Annotated in this window: 17 protein-coding genes and 1 pseudogene; 6 read left to right on the top strand and 12 right to left on the bottom strand. The window is 62.4% G+C overall.

All coding sequences use genetic code 11. The features are described from left to right. On the bottom strand, positions 1-259 hold a 259-nt coding region (locus tag N554_RS38925; RefSeq protein ID WP_156042148.1), incomplete at its 3' end, for a helix-turn-helix domain-containing protein. Positions 260-871: 612 nt separating this feature from the next. On the opposite strand from N554_RS38925, the pseudogene N554_RS43185 reads away from it, so the two are divergent. Further along, positions 872-952 (top strand): annotated as a pseudogene (locus tag N554_RS43185) (GIY-YIG nuclease family protein); the annotation flags it as partial. A gap of 53 nt (positions 953-1005) precedes the next feature. Here N554_RS43185 and N554_RS0128025 read toward each other — a convergent pair. The 10 genes from N554_RS0128025 to dctP form a co-directional block, all read right to left on the bottom strand. Beyond that, complete coding sequence (locus N554_RS0128025) at positions 1006-2046, bottom strand: amino acid ABC transporter substrate-binding protein (RefSeq protein WP_029586511.1); 1041 nt, start codon at positions 2044-2046, stop codon at positions 1006-1008. Positions 2047-2098: 52 nt separating this feature from the next. Continuing rightward, a complete protein-coding gene (locus N554_RS0128020) occupies positions 2099-2692 on the bottom strand; it encodes a L,D-transpeptidase (protein WP_029586510.1) in 594 nt (197 codons plus the stop codon). 164 nt (positions 2693-2856) lie between these two features. Next, positions 2857-2985, bottom strand: coding sequence for a DUF2474 domain-containing protein (locus tag N554_RS40440; RefSeq protein WP_156042147.1), 129 nt, complete (start codon positions 2983-2985; stop codon positions 2857-2859). Beyond that, positions 2985-3995 (bottom strand): cytochrome d ubiquinol oxidase subunit II, encoded by a 1011-nt coding sequence (cydB, locus tag N554_RS0128010; RefSeq protein WP_029586509.1) that lies wholly within the window; start codon positions 3993-3995, stop codon positions 2985-2987. Before cydB ends, N554_RS40440 begins: the two co-directional genes overlap by 1 nt. Beyond that, positions 3992-5401 (bottom strand): cytochrome ubiquinol oxidase subunit I, encoded by a 1410-nt coding sequence (locus N554_RS0128005; protein ID WP_029586508.1) that lies wholly within the window; start codon positions 5399-5401, stop codon positions 3992-3994. Before N554_RS0128005 ends, cydB begins: the two co-directional genes overlap by 4 nt. A 367-nt stretch (positions 5402-5768) precedes the next feature. Continuing rightward, a complete protein-coding gene (locus tag N554_RS0128000; RefSeq protein WP_029586507.1) occupies positions 5769-6380 on the bottom strand; it encodes a sigma-70 family RNA polymerase sigma factor in 612 nt (203 codons plus the stop codon). Between the two features lie 381 nt (positions 6381-6761). Then, positions 6762-7505 carry a response regulator gene (locus tag N554_RS0127995; protein ID WP_029586506.1) on the bottom strand — a complete coding sequence of 248 codons (744 nt, stop codon included), beginning with the start codon at positions 7503-7505 and terminating at the stop codon, positions 6762-6764. After that, positions 7502-9250, bottom strand: coding sequence for an ATP-binding response regulator (locus N554_RS0127990; protein ID WP_029586505.1), 1749 nt, complete (start codon positions 9248-9250; stop codon positions 7502-7504). The genes N554_RS0127995 and N554_RS0127990 overlap by 4 nt, the downstream gene beginning before the upstream one ends. Continuing rightward, positions 9220-11160 (bottom strand): sensor histidine kinase, encoded by a 1941-nt coding sequence (locus tag N554_RS0127985; RefSeq protein ID WP_156042150.1) that lies wholly within the window; start codon positions 11158-11160, stop codon positions 9220-9222. The genes N554_RS0127990 and N554_RS0127985 overlap by 31 nt, the downstream gene beginning before the upstream one ends. Positions 11161-11342: 182 nt before the next feature. Next, positions 11343-12059 carry a TRAP transporter substrate-binding protein DctP gene (gene dctP / locus N554_RS0127980; RefSeq protein WP_156042146.1) on the bottom strand — a complete coding sequence of 239 codons (717 nt, stop codon included), beginning with the start codon at positions 12057-12059 and terminating at the stop codon, positions 11343-11345. A gap of 153 nt (positions 12060-12212) precedes the next feature. On the opposite strand from dctP, the gene ugpB reads away from it, so the two are divergent. The 5 genes from ugpB (at position 12213) to N554_RS0127955 (ending at position 17715) form a co-directional block, all read left to right on the top strand. Continuing rightward, positions 12213-13595 (top strand): sn-glycerol-3-phosphate ABC transporter substrate-binding protein UgpB, encoded by a 1383-nt coding sequence (ugpB, locus tag N554_RS0127975; RefSeq protein WP_051677757.1) that lies wholly within the window; start codon positions 12213-12215, stop codon positions 13593-13595. A gap of 188 nt (positions 13596-13783) precedes the next feature. Continuing rightward, the gene (locus N554_RS0127970; protein WP_029586501.1) at positions 13784-13975 is read left to right on the top strand and encodes a DUF4089 domain-containing protein; all 192 of its coding nucleotides are present in this window, start codon (positions 13784-13786) and stop codon (positions 13973-13975) included. A gap of 7 nt (positions 13976-13982) precedes the next feature. After that, a complete protein-coding gene (locus N554_RS0127965; protein WP_029586500.1) occupies positions 13983-15380 on the top strand; it encodes an AtzE family amidohydrolase in 1398 nt (465 codons plus the stop codon). A gap of 1 nt (position 15381) precedes the next feature. After that, positions 15382-15780 carry an oxalurate catabolism protein HpxZ gene (gene hpxZ / locus N554_RS0127960; protein ID WP_029586499.1) on the top strand — a complete coding sequence of 133 codons (399 nt, stop codon included), beginning with the start codon at positions 15382-15384 and terminating at the stop codon, positions 15778-15780. Between the two features lie 66 nt (positions 15781-15846). Next, complete coding sequence (locus tag N554_RS0127955; protein WP_029586498.1) at positions 15847-17715, top strand: feruloyl-CoA synthase; 1869 nt, start codon at positions 15847-15849, stop codon at positions 17713-17715. Between the two features lie 23 nt (positions 17716-17738). On the opposite strand, the gene N554_RS0127950 is transcribed toward N554_RS0127955, so the two are convergent. Next, positions 17739-19019, bottom strand: a complete 1281-nt coding sequence (locus tag N554_RS0127950; RefSeq protein ID WP_029586497.1) for an NAD(P)/FAD-dependent oxidoreductase — start codon at positions 19017-19019, stop codon at positions 17739-17741. Positions 19020-19363 lie beyond the last annotated feature (344 nt).

The raw sequence follows: 19363 nt of genomic DNA, 5'->3' as shown, positions 1-19363 counted from the left end.
GGGCCTCGTCGAGCAGGCCATCACAGCGGTCCTTCAAAAACCGGCGGCGCCACTTGCCAACGGTGTGCTCGTGGATGCCGAGTTCGGCAGCCACAGATTTGCTTGGCAAGCCGTCCGCACATCGCAGGATCGCGCGGCACCGCTCCGATAGCGACCGCGCAGCACGGTGACGACGGACTTGTCTCTCCAAGTACGTCCGCTCCTGCGCACTCAGCACCAACGGCTCGATCGGCCGGCCTCTCACACCTGCATTCGCCACAAGCGCTCTCCTCGAAGGTTTCGAGCGCTAATTTATAATGCGACGGACTTGGGTTCCAGATGAGTAGGGCCTGTACTCATAAAGGCGCAGATTTCGGCTTGGGGGATAAGCTGAAATTTTCTGCTCAATCGGTGCATTACCGGCTTTGACCCTTACACGGCCAATCTCGACCATGCACACGGCCAAGACCCAAAGCGTTCGCCAGCCACAACGGAACCGTTTCCTCTTGAGGCCCTGTTCGTATTACCGGCACTACGGGCCCGCCGCATGGATCAACCCGGTCATCCTCAGGGCGATAACGATATCGTGGAACAATATAGTAATCCCAGTAAGGAGTTGTCCTAAACACGGGCACCCTGATGATAGGCCTTTCCCGTGGTTCACGAACGACTTTGGCCTTCTGCGCATGGGCTGCGACACTAAACGTGCCCAGGTTACCCAGGACCAGGACCGTCCCCAGAGCTACGATCACTATCCTCATGCCTTGGCCTCCTTGCCACACACAGCCTAGACGCAACTCGGACCTCCAGCAACGTCCGCTTTCGCGCCGCTGTTAAGGACATAGCCGACATCAAGCGCGCCCTGATCCGCGCGTCGTCTCATTTTATGGGTACACGCCTAGTCTATTTCGAACAATTCGATGATGCCGAAAACGCGATCAGGCGCGAGAAGCGCTTGAAAAAGTGGAATCGAGTTTGAAAAATTCGATTCATTAAGTCCGGTCAAGCCGGGCAACGACAGCATAGTTACCTGATCGGCGGGGCGTACTGTATCCCGCCGGCGCTCCAGAGCTGATTGAGCCCTCTGGGAATGCCGAGCTTCGATCCGCTGCCGACATTGCGCTCGTAGATTTCGCCGTAATTGCCGACGTGCCGGATGATGCGCGCGGCCCAATCCTTGGGCAGCCCAAGCACCTCGCCGTAGGCGCCTTCGGTGCCGACCAGCCGCATCACGTCCGGCTTTTTCGACTTCAGCGCCTCGTCGATGTTCGTTGAGGTAATGCCGAGCTCTTCGGCGTTGATCATCGCATACAGCGTCCACTTCACGATCATCATCCAGTCATCGTCGCGCTGCCGCACCACGGGTGCGAGCGGCTCCTTTGAGATGATGTCGGGCAGGATGACGTGGTCGCCGGGCTTGCCGAGATTCAGCCGCAGCGCATATAACTGGGAGACGTCGGCGGTGAGGGTGTCGCACTGGCCGGAATCATAGGCCTTGATGACGTCCTCCAATTTACCGAATTTCATCTCCTGGTATTTCATGTTGTTGGTGCGGAAATAATCCGCAAGATTGAGTTGCGTCGTGGTATCCGCCTGCACGCATACTTTGCTGCCGTTGAGTTCCAGCGCGGAATCGATGTTGCGCGCCCTCGGCAACATGAATCCTCCGCCGTCATAGTAAGCCACCGCTGGAAAATACAGGTCATAGGAGGTCTCGCGCGACATGCTCCATGTCGAGTTGCGCGAGAGAATATCGACCTTGCGGCTCTGCAGCTCCTTGAAGCGCTCGCCGGCGTCGAGCGGAACGAATGTTGCCTTTTTCGGATCGTCGAAGATCGCCGCCGCGACCGCGCGGCAGAAATCCACATCGAAGCCGGTCCAGTCGCCCTTGGCGTCGGGAATCGAAAAGCCGGGCAGGCCTTTATTAACGCCGCACAGCACTTCGCCGCGCCGGATCGTCCGTTTCAGGGTTTTGGTGTCATAGCGTTCATAGGTGATGGCAATAGCCGCGATCACGGTTGCGACCGCCAGCCCAATCAACAGGCCGCCTCGAAATGTGCGAATCATTTTTCTCACCAATGTCAGGGAAATGGGCCGGCCGTGAAGCGAGCCGCCGCGGTTACAATTCCGGCTTCTGCCGCACGATCACCTTGGTGCCGACCGGGACGCGCTCATAAAGGTCGGTCACGTCGTTATTGACCAGCCGGAAGCAACCGGACGATACCGCGGTGCCGATCGTGTCCGGCCGGTTGGTGCCGTGGATGCGATAGACAGTGGTGCCGAGATACATCGCTCGGGCGCCGAGCGGGTTGCCCGGTCCGCCGGCCATGAAGCGCGGCAGGTAAGGCTGGCGCGCGATCATCTCCGGCGGCGGTGTCCAGTCCGGCCATTCCGCCTTGCGCGTGATATTCAACAAACCCTGCCACTGAAATCCTTCGCGTCCGACGCCGATGCCATAGCGCAGCGCTCGGCCGTTGCCTTGCACCAAATATAGATGGCGCTCCGCGGTCGCGATGATGATGGTGCCCGGCGGCTCCGTGGTGCGGTAAAGCACTGCCGTACGCCTGAATTGCGGATCCAATTCCACGGAATCATCGGGCAGAAGCCCCGGCTCGTCGCCGACGTCGGGCTTCTGCGCATGGCTCTGCGAAACCGAGAGCATTGCAGCGGCGGCGGCAATCACCATCCAGATCAGGTGCCGAAACTTGATCATGCAAAGCTCTCCTCGTTGGCGCTATCAGCGTATGTACATTGTTTGCGAAATCACTGGAACCATCAAATCGCAGGGATAGCGCGATGGCAAGCGATCCAGACATCTCGCTGGAATGCTTTCAATTTTCTCAGTTATGGATCATCCAAAGATGTGGCCTGAAAGCCTCACTTTGGCGCCAGCCACAGCCTCAAGCCATAGGACAGGACGGTCACGGCGCCGACGCCGGTGAGCCAAAGCACGATGAACCACATCAGGCGCCGCGCCAGCGGCCGCGGCCTTTGCTTCTCGGGCATCAATGATAGCCGCTCTCGGGTCTCACCTTGCCGCGGAATACCCAATAGGCCCAGGCGGTGTAGCCGAGAATGAGCGGAATCAGCACGGCAACGCCGATCAGCATGAAGACCTGGCTGTTTTCGGGAGACGCCGCCTGCCAGATCGTGATGCTCTGCGGCACGATATAGGGCCACATGCTGATGCCGAGCCCGGCATAGGACAGCGCGAACAGCGCCAGCGACAGAAAGAACGGCCGATAGTCCTGCTTGTCGGAGAGCGCGCGCAGCAACATCGCCGTCACCACCGCGACCGCCACCGGCACCGGCGCGGTCAGGATGATGTTCGGCCAGGCAAACCAGCGCTGCGTATATTGGACGTGAAGGAACGGCGTGGCGATGCTGACCGCGACGATCGCGCCCAGCATGGCGAACAACAGCCACCAACTCAGATGATAGGCTTTGTCGCGGAGCTCGCCCTCGGTCTTCATGACAAGCCACGTCGCGCCGAGCAGGGCGTAACCGACGACCAGGGCCAGCCCCGTCAAGATGCTGAACGGCGTCAGCCAATCCCACCAGCCGCCGGCATACTGCCGCCCCTCGACGTGGACCCCCTGCAAGATCGCGCCAAGTGCAATTCCCTGCGCCAGCGCAGCCAGCAGCGATCCGCCGGCGAACGCGATATCCCAGCGGTTTTCGCGCTGCGTGGTCCGCCAGCGGAATTCGAAGGCAACGCCGCGGAAGATCAGGCCGATCAGCATCGCGATGACAGGTGTATATAGCGCCGGCATCAGCACCGCGTACGCCAGCGGAAACGCGGCCATCAATCCGCCGCCGCCGAGCACCAGCCAAGTTTCGTTGCCATCCCACACCGGGGCGACGCTGTTCATGATGAGGTCGCGATCGGACTTGTTTGGAAACAGCGGATACAGGATGCCAAGGCCGAGATCGAACCCGTCCATCACCACATAGACAAACACAGCGAACGCGATGATGAAGGCCCAGACGGTTGCGATGTCGATAGCGGCGGTCATGTTGCGGATCCTTCGGCTACCACGCCGGCCGCGGGGGTGATGCCTGCAGCACGGGTCGGTTTTTCGCCGCTCGGTCCCTCTTCGCCGGGATGCGGCGGCGCCGCCATCAGCCGGAAGAGGTAGGTCAAGCCTGCCGCATACACGATGAAATAGACGATAACGAAGGCGAGTAGCGATGAACCCACTGCAGGTGCGGCCAACGGCGACGCGGAATCAGCGGTGCGGAGCAGTCCATAGACCGTGAAGGGTTGGCGCCCGGTCTCGGTAGTGAACCAGCCCGCGAGCACCGCAATGAACCCCGCCGGGCCCATCGCCAGCGCGAAGATGTGCAATAGCCGGGTTTCGTACAGCGTGCCGCGCCAGCGCGTCCACAGGCTGAACAGGCCGAGCGCCACCATCAAAAGTCCCATTCCGACCATGATCCGGAACGACCAGAAGGTGATCGGCACCGGCGGCCAGTTTTCGCGCGGCACGGTATCGAGGCCCGCGAGCGGCGCATCGAAAGAGTGTTTGAGAACGAGCGAACCCAGCTTCGGTATTTCGATCGCGTATTTGACTTTGGCTTCGGCTTCATCAGGCAGGCCAAACAGCACAAGCGGCGCGCCGTTCGGATGACTCTGGAAATGGCCTTCCATCGCCATGATCTTCACCGGCTGGTGCTCGAGTGTGTTGAGGCCGTGCCGATCGCCGGCGATAATCTGGATCGGCGCGACCAGCGTGGCCATCCACATCGCCATCGAAAACATCACCCGCGGACCTGCGAGATGAGCATCGCGCAGCAGGTGAAACGCGCCGACGGCGCCGACCACGAGCGCGGTCGTGAGATAGGCCGCCAGCACCATATGCACCAGCCGGTAGGGAAACGACGGATTGAAGATCACCTTGAGCCAGTCGACGGCGACGAATTGCCCGTCGGCGTTGACGGCATAGCCGGCCGGGGTCTGCATCCAGGAATTGGCCGAGAGGATCCAGAACGCGGACATCAGGGTGCCGATTGCGACCATCAAGGTGGCGAGGAAATGCAGCTTGTGGCCGACCCGCTCGAGGCCGAACAGCATCACGCCGAGGAAACCCGCTTCGAGGAAAAACGCGGTGAGCACCTCATAGGCCATCAGCGGGCCGATGACGGGGCCGGCCTTATCGGAGAATACCGCCCAGTTGGTGCCGAACTGGTAAGACATCACGATGCCCGACACCACGCCCATGCCGAAGGCGACGGCGAAGATTTTCAGCCAATAGTTGAACAGGTTGATGAAGACCTCGCGCCCAGTCCACAGCCAGAGCGCCTCGAGCACCGCGAGATAGCTTGCAAGTCCGATCGAGAAGGCGGGAAACACGATGTGAAACGACATCGTGAATGCGAACTGCGCCCTGGCCAACACCACGGCATCCCAGCCCTCGAACATCGGCACCATCCATCCGCAGTTGGATCGTGCCGCCTGATTATCATGTAATCCGAGGCCGGAACATCGCGAACGCCCGAATTTCGGTGTCACCTGCAAATTCTCTAACGCCGCAAAGTACCCCCAAAGTAGAGCGACCCGGAGGGGGGCATCCCATCCGGGTCGTCGAGTACTCGGGAGTTAGAACTTTGGTCAGCGGACTCGCTGCATCTCTCGGTTCGGCGTTCGTGATCGTCGCTGTAACAGCCGAATTTTACAGGTTGATGTCATCTAATGTTTCAATTGTTTCCTGGGCGGTAGCTACTTCGCAAAACGCGGCTCCGGTTTTCGCGGCTCAATAAACCAATAACCGGTTGAAATTGTTATCACTTTAGGCCGCGAGGCTGTCGACGCCGGCGCCCCTGAGCAGATCGGCGAGCTGCTTGCGGGCATAGAACATCCGCGTTTTCACCGTGCTCTGGGGGATGCCGATGATCTGCCCGACCTCTTCCACCGACTTCTCATGATAGTAGACGAGGTTGATGATCTCGCGGTGCGCGGGCGACAGCTTGGCAACGCAGGCGCGCAGAATGGCGCTGGTGTTGCTGCGGTCCAGGGAGGCTTCCGGCGTGTCGGCCTCGTCGGCGATCTCAAGCACGTCCTCCTGATCGATGTCCTCGTACCGCCGCTGACGCAGCGCGGTCAGCGCCTTGAAGCGGGCGATCGACAGCAGCCAGGTGGAAACCTGAGAACGGCCTTCGAACTGGCGGGCGGTGCGCCATACGTCGAGGAAGACCTGACTGACGAGGTCTTCCGCCATCGTGGCGTCGCGCAAGGTACGAAGGATAAAGCGGTAAACCCGCACATTATGACGGGAATAAAGGATGTGCATCGCGGTCCGATCGCCATCGGCGATGCTTTCCAGCAGCATTTCATCCGTGATCGCCTGGGCAGCGATGATGCTTTGGCGGGCTGCGGCGTTGATGGCGATGACGTTCTGCATGACTGGCTCCCCGTGAACCGCTGCGTTGCGGTTTCGTTGGGCAGATTGTTAGTCAGCGAACGTTTCGGGACTTCTGCACGGCAACCGGAAAATGGTTTCGTGGGCAGGAGAATTGTTTCGTCGCAGTCCGGGCGACGAAACATTCGGACCGAAATTTGAAGCAATTTCAATGAACGCAAGATTCGGCGGTTGGCAGCACCGGGGACGAGACCGCCATACTGAAAAACGGCGTCCTGGCCGGGTCTCGAGCCTTTCCCGCTTCGATCGAACCGAAACCGGGCTCAAAATTCCTGAAAACGCTCTTGGAAGGATGAACGGGGCGTCACCGTTCGAGACGGCACAAGCCCGCCTCCTCACCATGGGAAGATGCAATTTCGCTAGTCAGCCCTTGTCGCCGACCGGCGAAAACAGATAACCGCCGCCTCTGATGGTGCGGATGACCGCGGGCTTGGTCGGGTCCGGTTCGATCTTGCGTCGGATTCGCATGATCCGCAGATCGACGGCGCGATCGAAGGCCTCGCTGTCGCGCGCGTTGGCCAATTCCAGCAGGCGCTCGCGCGACAGCACGCGCTTCGGATTGGCGGCGAAAACCTTGAGCAGGCCGAATTCGGAAGCGGTCAGCGGATGCTCGTTGCCCTCGTCGTCGCGCAGCGCCTGCGCCTCGAGATCGAGCCATTTCGTTCCGAACCGCACCAACTGCACTTTCGCTGCCTTGGCGGCCGCGGCCTCCGGCGCCGCCGCGGACGCCTTGGGCGGGGAGCTGCGCCGCAACACGGAACGAATCCGGGCCATCAATTCGCGCAATTCGCAGGGCTTTGCCACATAATCGTCGGCGCCGAGTTCCAGCCCGACCACGCGATCGATCGGGCTCGCGGTCGCCGTCAGCATGATCACGGGGACATTGGTGCGGCTTTTCAGATCGCGGATAATGGAAAGCCCGTCTTCCTCGGGCATATTCAGATCGAGCACCACCAGATCGGGCACGCTGGTTTCAATCGCGCCGCGCAGGCTGTTGCCGCCGTCGCACAGCGTCACGGTGAAGCCGTGCATTTTGAGATAGTCGCCGACCATCTCGCGGGCCGGCGCCTCGTCATCGACGATGATGATATGCTGATTTTGGGTCATGACATCTCTGTCGCAGGCAAGATAACGGTGAAGGTCGATCCCTGTCCGGGTCCCGCGCTCTCCGCGGTGACCTGGCCGCCATGCATGTCGATAATGCGCTTGACGATCGAAAGCCCAAGGCCGGTCGAGCTTTCACCGGCGGTGGGTTTCGCGGAGAGCCGCTGGAAGCGGCCGAACAATCGGCCGAGATCCTCGGGAGAAAGGCCGGCGCCTTGGTCGGCGATGCGGATGACGGTGTTGTTCTGTTCGTGGCTCACCACGACGGTCACCTTGCCACCGATCGGACTGTATTTGATGGCGTTGCTGACGAGATTGTCGATTGCCTCCCGCATCCGGTCGGCATCGCACATCGTCACGAAATTCGGCGGCGCCGACACCGTCATGGTCTGCTGCTTGTTGGCAGCCAGCGGCTGATTGGCGTCGACGACTTCGCCGACCAGGGCCGCGATATCGACCGGCTCGCGGCGAATGGTGATGTCGAAAGCGTCCGCCATCGCGTCCGAAATCAGATGATCGACCATCGAGGTCAGGCGCCTGGTGGCATCGCGGATGTGTTCGACCTGGGCCGTGACGCTCTCCTTGGGAGAGCCGGCGCTGATCAATTCGGTCAGCATTTCGGTACGGCCGAGGATGACGCCGAGCGGATTCTTCAAATCGTGGGCGACGGTGCCGAGAATTTCGTTCTTGAAGCCGTTGGCGCGCTGCAGCCGCAGCCACTGCGCCGAGAGCCGGCGGTTGGCCTGCATCAGCGCACGGGTGCGCTGGGCGACACGGTCCTCGAGCTGGGTATTGGCGTCATGCAGCTGCTGATAGAGAATGACGTTATCGAACGCGATCGAAAGCCGGCTGCCGAAGATCGCGACCAGCGCCCGATCCGTTTCGGATAACTGGCGCTCCGCCTGCAACAGCACGACGACCTCACGCCCGCTGCCGGTACGCAGATAGAGAACGCTGCGGTGATCGGAGAATTCATTCTTGCGGCGCTGGAATGCCGCCTCAACCATGTGGCGCAGGTCCGGATCAAGCGATTTGGAACCGGTCGTTCCAATGAAGCGGCTGTAGCAACCGGAGCCCGCAAGCACCGAAAAATCCGAGCCCGAGCTGCTGCCGTCGTCGCGCAGCACCAGGATGCCGGCGCAATCGACGTTGAGAAGCGACGCAAGTTGCGTCAGCACGCCCTCGGCGAGCCGTTGCATCGATTTGAAATCGTACAGGGTCGAAGCGGCATCGATGATGATTTCCAGCCCGCGCCGGGTCTGAACCATGCGCTCGAGCTGCTGATAGCTGCGCAGCGCCGCGGTCAGCGAGGTGAACAGCTTGTCCGCCGTCAGCTCGGTCTTCGCCTTGTAGTCGTTGATGTCGTATTGGACGATGACGCGGCGTTCGGGCGCCTGGCCGGGTTGCCCGGTGCGCAGGATGATGCGGACGGTCTCGTTCTTGATGTCATTGCGGATGTATTCGACGAGATCGAGGCCGGCGGCGTCGGTTTCCATGATGACGTCGAGCAGCACGGCCGCGATGTCGGGGTGCGCGCGCATCAATGTCCGGCCGTCGGCCGCCGAATAGGCCGACAGGATTTCGAGCGTCTGGCCATGCAGGCTGTAATCGCTCAGCGCAAAGCGCGTTCCTTCGTGCACGGCCGGATCGTCGTCGATGACCGCGACTTTCCATTTGCGCGCGGTCGATGTCTCCGGCGCGGTGCCGGAATCGTCGATCAGGTGGAGGACATCGTCCTGTTCGGCCATTGAGGGGTTCCGTCGCTTGCTGGCTCTGAGGTTACGGAGCCGCCTCTGGCGGCCCTCGGCATGATAATGCGAAATGTGGTGCCTTGTCCCAGTCTTGACTCCAGCATCATACGGCCGCCGAGTTGCTGGGTTACAAGATTATAAGCGATGTGCAGGCCAAGGCCGGTACCGCCCTCGTTGCGGCGCGTGGTAAAGAACGGGTCGAACGCCTGCCGCTGCACGTCCGGCGTCATTCCGGCCCCGTTGTCGGCAAAAATGATCTCGACATCGTCATTGCCGCGCGGCCTCGCCGAAATCGAGATCGCCCCGGAACGGCCGTCGGGAAACGCATGGTTTGCGGCGTTGAGGAACAGATTGGTCAGAATCTGACCATACGAGCCCGGATAGCCGTCGATTACAAGGTTGTCCGGGACGTCGACCGACAGGGCGATCGACGCCTTCCTCAGGACAGGCCGCAGGCTGGCGACGATCTGGTCGGTCGCCTCGCTGAGGCTGAACTGCCGGCGTTCGGCATGCGAGCGGTCGACCGCGACCTGCTTGAAGGACTGGATCAGCTCGGCGGCGCGATGCAGGTTCGCCACCAGTTGCTGGGCGGCATCGCGCGAACTCCGGACGAATTCCTCAAGCTGAGACCGGCGCAGCTGGCCGACGGACCTCAACTCGGCATCGAACATCTCGGCGCGGCGGGCAAAACTGGACGCCACCGTCAGGCTGATGCCGATCGGGTTGTTGACTTCATGGGCGACGCCGGCCACCAGTCCGCCGAGCGCCGCCAGACGTTCGGCGTCGATCAGATCTTGCTGGGTGGCGTTCAGCTCGAGCAGGGCGCCCTCGGCCTTCTCCTTCGAAGCGCGCAACTCGTCTTCGGTCTCGCGCTTGGCGATGGCGTTTTCGCGGAACACCTCCACCGCGCGCGCCATCGCGCCGACCTCGTCCTTGGCGCGTGTTCCCTGCACCTGTCGATCGTAATTGCCCGACGTGATGGCGTGCATCGCCGCCAGGATCTGCCGCAGCGGCAGCCGGATGCTCAGCGCGATCAGGACCCCCGCGGTGATGATGATGCCGAGAAATATCACGGCGATCGACACCACCCGGCGGGATATATTGCGCAAGGTTCGATCGAAGGTCTCCTGCGCCTTCTGCTCGCGCTGCCGCATCTTGACCGACAATGCGTCGATGGCGCCGATGGCTTCGGCCTGGCTGGCGTCGATGGTATTGCGCAACAACTCGGTTCGGTTGGCGAGCTGCTCCGACAATTTCGCGAGCCCCTCCCGCAGTGCCATCGTGCGCGCGTGCAGGCGCTGCAACGCCATGCGCTGCAGGTCGTTGTCGGCGAGATCGGACATCACAGGGATCGTTTTCTCGATCGTCTCGGTATTGCGGCGGGCGTCCTCGGCGGATGCCGACGCCAGCGAAAGATAATAGGCGTTGGCGGCCACCAGCATCGCGGTAAACGCCTCGCGGGATTTGGCAAGCGACGGCCAGATCAGGGCATCGCGGTGCCCGGTCGCGCCCTCGATGATTGAATAGAGCCCGGCCATGTCCCGGGCGGGCGCCAGCACCTGCTCCTCATAGGTTTTCGAAATCGTTGCCTGGACGCCGCGCAGTTCGCCGAAGCCGTTGAGGAAACGTTCGGTGACGCGCTCCAGCTCCTCCACCGATCCGGAGAGCATCGGGTCGGTCGAGGCGCGGGTGGTGAGGGTGCCGAGCACGGCTTCGCGCAACAGCAGGATTTCGGCGAAAAGTTCGGGGCTCGGCTGATTGATGTAGCGATGGATCAGGTTCTGCAGCCGGCTGGTCTCGCTCTCCAGCAGCGCCAGAATCCTATCCGACTTCCGCACCTGCCGCACGTCATCCCAGGCCGAACCGAGCACCTGGGCGCCGTTCCATATCATGACGGCGAGCACCATGACGACCGCGGAGTTCAGTGCGGCAATCGACAGGATGCGCCAGCGGATCGGTACCGCGCGGAGCAGCCCGACGATGCGGGAACGCCATCGCGGGGCGAGGCCCGCCGGTGGTTCCGCAGCTTCGTCCTGCCGGAATATTCCCAAGACCAACTCACTCCACCTTGCGGATTCGTTCGATCAATTCAGCCCGCCGCGGGGCTGCGTTGCGCTTTTGCATAGATAGCCGTCATCGCAGCTTCGAACGGTTGCAGTCGAAGTCGGTCATGATCGTTACACCAGCCGCTTTCGCCTGCGCGCGCGATCGGCTCTGCGCCCCATGCCTTGATGCCCCATGCCTTGATTATGTCGGACATCAATTCCGTTTGCTGCACGCGAAGCCGCAAACCCCTGACCTCAGCCATGGCGCGGACCGGCTCGACACTGTTGTAGATCGATCGCGCGCCGGAATCGTAGAACGCCAGGCCGACGAAACCATACGGCTCTAAGCTGTCGAGGATTTCGTCGCCGATGGGGCCGTTTAACACCTTCTGCAGATGCTCGATGGAGCGAAACAGAAACGGCATCGCCAGCACGTGCATAGCCGGAACAAAAGTCCCGATCGGCGCCACATTGCTGCGCTTGAGATCGATGACGCCGGCGCGGGTCTGCGCGATGGTCTGCTTTTCCTCGCCGAACTGGCGCGAACGAAGGACGCGGATCTGGTGACGGCCGCCGCTGCGCTCGACGATCAGGTCTCCCATGTAACGCAGCGCCTGTACCGTCGGAAAATCCCCGCTCTGGGTATCGGCGGCACGAAATTCGCAAGCGGCCGCGCTCGTCGAGACCGCCGTCAACAACAGCGCGACAACGAGTGCTGCGGCCCGCGGAAGGTCGGCGCGGCTGTACACAGGCAACTTCATCCCCTTATGATGATGTCGTTGGTTGGGAAAAAAGGTTCAATGTTTTCTTAGCAGAAGCCGGCGAGAGTTGGCTATTTTGTCGGCGCCGCCGGGATCGTTGATTGTGCGTTGTTACCGGTTTTTTGCGAACTGTAACCGCCGGTGCGGAGTCTTATGAGAGCGCGCGACGCGAAGCATAGCGTTTCGGCGCCAGATAGAAATGGTTTAGCTGTGAATTCGGTTTTGAGATTTTTGCAACTCGCCGTCGCTGCGGCAGTGTTCATGTCAGCATCACCGGCCCGAGCGCTCACCGACATCGCGTGGTGGCATGCGATGTCGGGCGAGCTCGGCCGGCAATTGGAGAAGCTCGCCGCGGATTTCAACGCATCGCAATCCGAATACCGGATCGTGCCGAGCTACAAGGGGAACTATACCCAAACCGTCAACGCGGCGGTCTTTGCGTTTCGCTCCCGGAGCCAGCCCGCCATCGTTCAGGTTAACGAAATCGCCACCGGGACCATGATGGCGGCAAAGGGCGCGATCTACCCGGTGTTCGAATTGATGCGCGACCAGGCGGAGGCATTTTCGCCGGACGCCTACCTTCCGGCCGTGAACGGCTACTACGCCGACGTCGCCGGTAACATGCTGTCATTCCCGTTCAACGCTTCGACGCCGATCCTCTACTATAACAAGAGTATGTTCCGGACCGCCGGCCTCGATCCCGAAACGGCGCCGAAGACCTGGCCGGAGGTCGGCGCGGCGGCGAAGCGGCTGCGCGCGTCGGGGGCGGTTTGCGGGTTCACTACGTCCTGGCCGTCATGGATCAACGTCGAGAACTTCTCCGCATTCCACAATCTGCCGATTTCGACCAGGACCAATGGCTTCGACGGTCTCGACGCGGTGCTGACGTTCAACAACCCGGTGGTGGTGCGTCACATCGCGCAACTCGTGGAATGGCGGACCACGAAAGTGTTCGATTACAGCGGCCGCGCCACGTCGGCGGAGCCGCGGTTTCAGAACGGCGAATGCGCCATCTTCATCGGCTCGTCGGCGACGCGCGCCGATATCAAGGCCAATTCGAAATTCGAGGTCGGCTACGGCATGCTGCCGTACTGGCCCGACGTGGAGGGCGCGCCGCAAAACACCATGATCGGCGGCGCGACATTGTGGGTGCTGCGGGATCGGCCGCGCGCCGAATACAAGGGCGTCGCAAAGTTCTTTAGCTACCTGTCGAAGCCGGCGGTTCAAGCCGCATGGCATCAGAACACCGGCTATCTACCTGTGACCCGCGCCGCCTTCGATTTAAGCCGCGCGCAAGGCTTCTACGATCGCAATTCCGGCGCCGCGATTTCAATCGAACAGGTCATCCTGAAGCCGCCGACCGAAAACTCGAGGGGGATTCGGCTCGGATCGTTCGTTCTGATCCGCGATGCGATCGACGACGAACTGGAGCAGGCCTTCAGCGGCAAAAAATCCGCCCAGGCTGCGCTGGATTCCGCCGTCGAGCGCGGCAACCGGCTGTTGCGCCAGTTCGAGCGGGCGAATCCGGACCGGTAGTCGCAGCGCCCCTCCGAGCGAGTATTGGGCGATCCGCAGGATTCCTGTACAAGGGATTAATTGACGGCAATTCCCATCCGCCGTTGCCGGCTTAGTCGTCATGCCACGCGAAGGCGGGGCATCCAGCTAACGTTGGTATTTACTGGATCGCCCGCCTTCGCGGGCGATGACTAGATGAGGAGAGAACGTTGACGACCGAGACATCTGATCCGCTTGATAATTATATCGACGCCGTCTCCAAAGCCCTGGCGCTCCGTGTCGAGGATGCCTGGAAACCGGCAGTCAAAGCCAATCTCGAAGTATCGCTGAGGCTGGCGCGGCTGGTCGATGAATTCGTGCTGTCAGACGAAACCGAGCCGGCCAGTGTCTTTGCAGCGTGAACCCGCCATGACCGTTGAACGCGGCGGGCTGTCGGCCTTGGAAATCGCGCAAGGCGTGACCGGCCAAAAGATCTCGGCGCTCGGCGTCACCGAAGCGACGCTGGCGCGGATCGCCAAACACAATCCCGTCTTGAATGCATTCACCGACGTCACCGCGGATCGCGCGCGTGCGAGAGCGCGCGCCATCGATGCCGCCGTTGCGGCCGGACAAAATGCCGGACCGCTCGCGGGCGTACCGTTTGCGGTAAAAAACCTGTTCGACGTGCAGGGTCTGTCGACCCGCGCCGGATCGAAGATCAATCGCGACCTCAAGCCGTCGCCGCGCGACGCCGCCCTGATCCAGCGCATGGAAGCGGCCGGCGCCGTTCTGGTCGGCGCGCTCAATATGGGCGAATACGCCTACGATTTCACCGGCGAGAATGTTCACGACGGAGCGTCGCGCAATCCGCATGACGTGACGCGCATGACCGGCGGCTCGTCGGGCGGCTCGGGCAGCGCGGTTGGCGGCGACCTGGTGCCGCTGGCGCTGGGGTCGGACACCAACGGTTCGATCCGCGTGCCGGCATCGTTCTGCGGAACCTTTGGACTGAAGCCGACCTATGGCCGGTTGTCCCGCGCCGGATCGTTTCCCTTCGTCTTCAGCTTCGATCATCTCGGTCCGTTCGCGCGCAGCGTCAGCGATCTCGCGCTGGCGTATGACGTGATGCAGGGGCCTGACCCGGACGATGCGGCGTGCACGACCCGGCCCGCGGAGCCGGTGACGCCGCTGCTCGCGCAGGACATCGGCGGCCTGCGGATTGCGATTGCCGGCGGACATTTTCAGAACAGCGTTTTCCCCGAAGCTACAGAGGCCGTCGCCCGCGTCGCCAAGGCGCTCGGCACCACGCGCACGGTCGAAATTCCCGAAGCCGCGCGCGCCCGCGCCGCGGCCTACGTCATCACCACCAGCGAAGGCGCTTCGCTGCATCTCGATCGCCTGCGCAAGCGGCCGAACGATTTCGATCCGGCGGTACGCGATCGACTGCTGGCGGGCGCGATGATCCCCGCGCCACTGATCGACCGCGCGCAAAAGTTCCGCCGCTGGTATCGCGCTCGAGCCTTGGAGATGTTCCAATCCGTCGACGTGATCATCGCGCCGGCGACGCCCTGCGTCGCGCCGAAGATCGGGCAGGTGACATTCGTGCTCGACGGCGTCGAACTCCCGGTGCGCGCCAATATCGGCATTCACACCCAGCCGATTTCCTTCATCGGCCTTCCGGTGGTCGCGGTGCCGGTTCCGCTCGAACCGTTGCCGATCGGCGTGCAGATCATTGCAGCGCCGTGGCGGGAGGATATTGCGCTGCGCGTGGCTTTCGCGCTCGAACGCGCGGGCGTGGCTTCCGCGCCGTCTCCGAGAGGATTTTGAAATGCAGGTCGATCTCCCCGACGTCCTCGCTGAGGTGACCGAGCAGTTCGCGCGCTATGAAAAAGCGCTGGTGGCGAACGACGTCGCCGTGCTCGATGAATTGTTTCGCGATGACGCTCGCACGCTGCGCTACGGCATCGGCGAAAATCTTTACGGCTATGACGCGATCACGGCGTTTCGCGCGGCGCGCTCGCCGGTCGGGCTGATGCGCCGGACCGCACAGACTGTCATCACGAGCTATGGCCGCGACACCGCGGTAGCCTCGACGCTGTTTTACCGTGACTCGCTGCCCGGCCGGGTAGGCCGGCAGATGCAGACATGGGTGAGATTTCCCGAGGGCTGGAGAATCGTCGCCGCGCATGTCAGCATCATCGACGAACCCCCGGATCAAAAGACATGAGTCTTGACGATCTTCCGAGCCGCGATCCATCACGTCCCGGCAAAGAGGGCGCGCCCTGAGGAAACAATGACCAGCGCTGCCGCCCACCGCCAAGACAGTCTTGAGTCCCTCTTTGCGACGCCTGACATCGTGGCCGACCGGCGCGCCGACGGCAGTGTCTGGCTGAAATCGACGACGCCCCTGCAACCATACGCCCGTTGCGTCGGCGACTGGCTGGAGCAGTGGGGGCGGCAAACGCCCGACAAGGCTTTTCTCGGCGAGCGCTCGAGCGTCGACGCGCCGTGGACGACGCTTACTTACAAGGACGCACTGCGGCAGGTGCGCGCGGCTGCCGCCTGGATCCTGGCGCAAGGCTTGAATGCCGAACGCCCGCTGGTGGTTCTCTCCGACAACAGCATCGATCATGCGCTGTTCGCGCTCGCGGCCATGCATGTCGGCGTGCCCGTGGCATCGCTCTCGCCGGCCTATTCGCTGATGTCCAAAGATTTCGACAAGCTCAAGAGCATGATCAGCCTGCTCGATCCCGGCGCGATCTATGTTTCCAGCACAAAGCCGTTTGCGCCGGCGCTCGCGGCGATCAAACCGCTGCACTCGGCGAAGATCGTGAGCGGTGAGTCCGATAGCGGTGATGCGATTTCATTTCGGTCGGTTATAGCTACTCCCGAAACCCCCGCGGTCGCCAAAGCCTTCGCGGCGATCGGGCCCGATACGATCGCGAAATTTCTGTTCACCTCGGGCTCGACCGGCACGCCCAAAGCCGTCATCAACACCCAGCGCATGCTGACATCGAGCCAGCAGGCCAGGGCGCAAACCTGGTCGTTTCTCGAAAACCCGCAATCCGATCCGGTAATTCTCGACTGGCTGCCGTGGAGCCACACCTTTGGCGCCAACCACAATTTCAATCTGGTGCTGCGCAACGGCGGCACGCTCTATATCGACGGCGGCAAGCCGGCACCGGGCCTGTTCGCGACATCCTTGGCCAATCTGCGCAGCGTGACGCCGACGGTGTACTTCAATGTGCCGCGCGGCTTCGATATGCTGATCGCGGCGTTGCGCGGCGATGAGGAGTTGCGCCGCCGGTTCTTTGCCGGCGTGAAGTTCGCGTTCTACGCCGGCGCGGCGCTGCCGCAGAATCTCTGGGATGCGATGGAAGCGATGTCGATCGAGACGGTCGGCCGGGCGCTGCCGATGGTCTCGGCCTGGGGCTCGACCGAGACTTCGCCGCTCGCCACCGACTGCCATTTCCAGGCCAGGCGATCCGGCAATATCGGCGTGCCCATTCCCGGCACCGAACTGAAGCTTCTGCCCTCAGGCGACAAGCTCGAGGTGCGCGTACGCGGGCCGAACGTCACGCCCGGTTACTGGAAGGCGCCGGAGTTGACCGCGCAGGCGTTCGACACGGACGGATTCTACCTGATCGGCGACGCCGCCAGGTTTGCCGATCCGGATCGGCCGGAACTCGGACTGTTCTTCGATGGCCGTGTCGCCGAGGATTTCAAGCTCAATTCCGGCACCTGGGTCAGCGTCGGTACGCTGCGGGTCGCAGGGATTACCGCGCTGGCGCCGCTGGCGCAGGACATCGTCGTGTCGGGTCATGGCGGCGATCAGGTGCGCTTTCTGGTGTTTCCGAACGTCGTCGCTTGCCGCGCGCTTGCCGGCCTGCCCGACAGCGCCGACGCAAGCGAGGTGATCGGCAACGAAAGCGTGCGCGCGGGAATTGCATCAGGACTGGTCAAGCTCAGGGGGCAAACCGGCGGCGGTTCATCCGCTTACGCGACACGCGCGCTGCTGCTGGCCGAGCCCGCCTCCGTCGACGGCGGCGAGATCACCGACAAGGGCTATATCAATCAGCGCGCCGTGCTGACGCGGCGCGCAAAGGCTGTGGCGATACTGGAAGACGATGCGTCGACCGAATGGATCGGATGCCCGGGCTGAGGCCGAACAGGAGCCTTGCCCGGTCAGCGCGCCACTTTGCTGCTTCCCTGCGTAATCAGCCGCGCGGCGCGTTGATCGCGCGCGTAGACCCACAGCCAGCTGATCGCGACGCTGAGCCGGTGGCGCAGGCCGATCAGGAAGTAGATGTGCGCGATGCCCCATATCCACCAGGCAAGCGCGCCACGCAGCTTGAAGCGTCCAAAATCGATCACCGCCTTGCGCTTGCCGATCTGCGCCAGGCTGCCGGCGTGCTTGTAACGAAACGGAGCGGGCGTGCCGCCGCGCAGCCGCGCCTTGATGGCTTCGGCGACATAACGTCCCTGCTGCTTGGCCGCCGGTGCAATGCCGGGGACCGGCTTGCCGTCGGGACCCGCGATCACAACGGTATCGCCGATGGCGTAGATATCGGGATGCCCGGGAACGGTGAGATCAGGGAGCACTTCCAGGCGGCCGGCGCGGTCGGCCGGCGCGCCGAGCCATTCGGCGGCGGGCGAGGCGCGAACGCCGGCGGCCCAGATGATGGTTTTGGTCTCCAGCCGGTGGCCGCCATAGACGACACAATCGGCGGTGCATTCGGTGACGGGCTGGTTCAGCACGATTTCGACGCCGATGCTTTCCAGCGCACGCTGCGCATAAGCCGAAAGATCGTCGGCAAAGCCCGCCAGCACGCGCGGCCCGGCCTCGATCAGGACAACGCGCGCCTTGTGGGTGTCGATGTTGCGGAAGTCGGGCGGCAGCGTGTCCTGCGCCAGTTCGGCGATGGTGCCGGCGAGCTCGACGCCGGTCGGACCGGCGCCGATAATGACGAAGGTCAGAAGCGCCGCACGGCGCTGCGGATCGGTCTCGCGCTCGGCGCGTTCGAAGGCAACCAGAATGCGCCGCCGCAGCGTGGTGGCGTCCTCAAGTGTCTTCAGGCCGGGCGCGAATGGCTCCCATTCGTCATGGCCGAAATAGGCGTGCCGCGCGCCGGTGGCGAGAACGAGCGTGTCATACGGCAGGGCGTCGCCATCATCGAGCAGCACGCGCCTGGCCTGCGCGTCGATACCGGTCACGGTGGCGTACAAGGTCGTCACCTCCGGCCGTCCGCGCAGCAGATAGCGGACCGGCCAGGCGATCTCCGACGTCGCCAATGACGCAGTTGCGACCTGATACAGCAATGGCTGGAACAGATGATGATTGCGCCGGTCGACCAGCGTGATGCTGACCGGCGCGCCGGCAAGCCGATAGGTCGCTTCCAGTCCGCCGAAGCCTGCGCCGACGATCACCACCCGATGGGCTTCTGCCGGGCGCGCCTGCTCTGTCATCATGTGGAAGCGCCCCTGGTTGCAGATTTCTTCGTCCGTACTCTTTATGTAAGCATTCAGAGGTATCGGTCCAAGGCCGATTTGCTGATTGACCGATAGCGAAAACGTATTCTCAGGAATCTTCTAATCTATGGCCGCAAGCGGGCAGAGGAAGAATTGGCTAATTTGTTGAACCGGATCAATCTGATTTGGGTAGTCCAGTCCCTTTTCCAAAAATATTCCGCTTCCCGTTTTACCCAAATCACTTCTAGAACCCTCGCCGTCTCACCCCATGAGAGGGGCGTATCGCGATCGTCACGGACGCGGGGTGGGATGCGGTGGACGCGGCAGCGTCGGGCGCGCAT

Origin of the sequence: Bradyrhizobium sp. URHD0069, from assembly GCF_000701345.1 — a bacterium.
Lineage (GTDB): Bacteria > Pseudomonadota > Alphaproteobacteria > Rhizobiales > Xanthobacteraceae > Bradyrhizobium.
The sequence above is the reverse complement of the archived record's forward strand: the minus strand, read 5'-3'. Positions and strand labels throughout refer to the sequence as shown.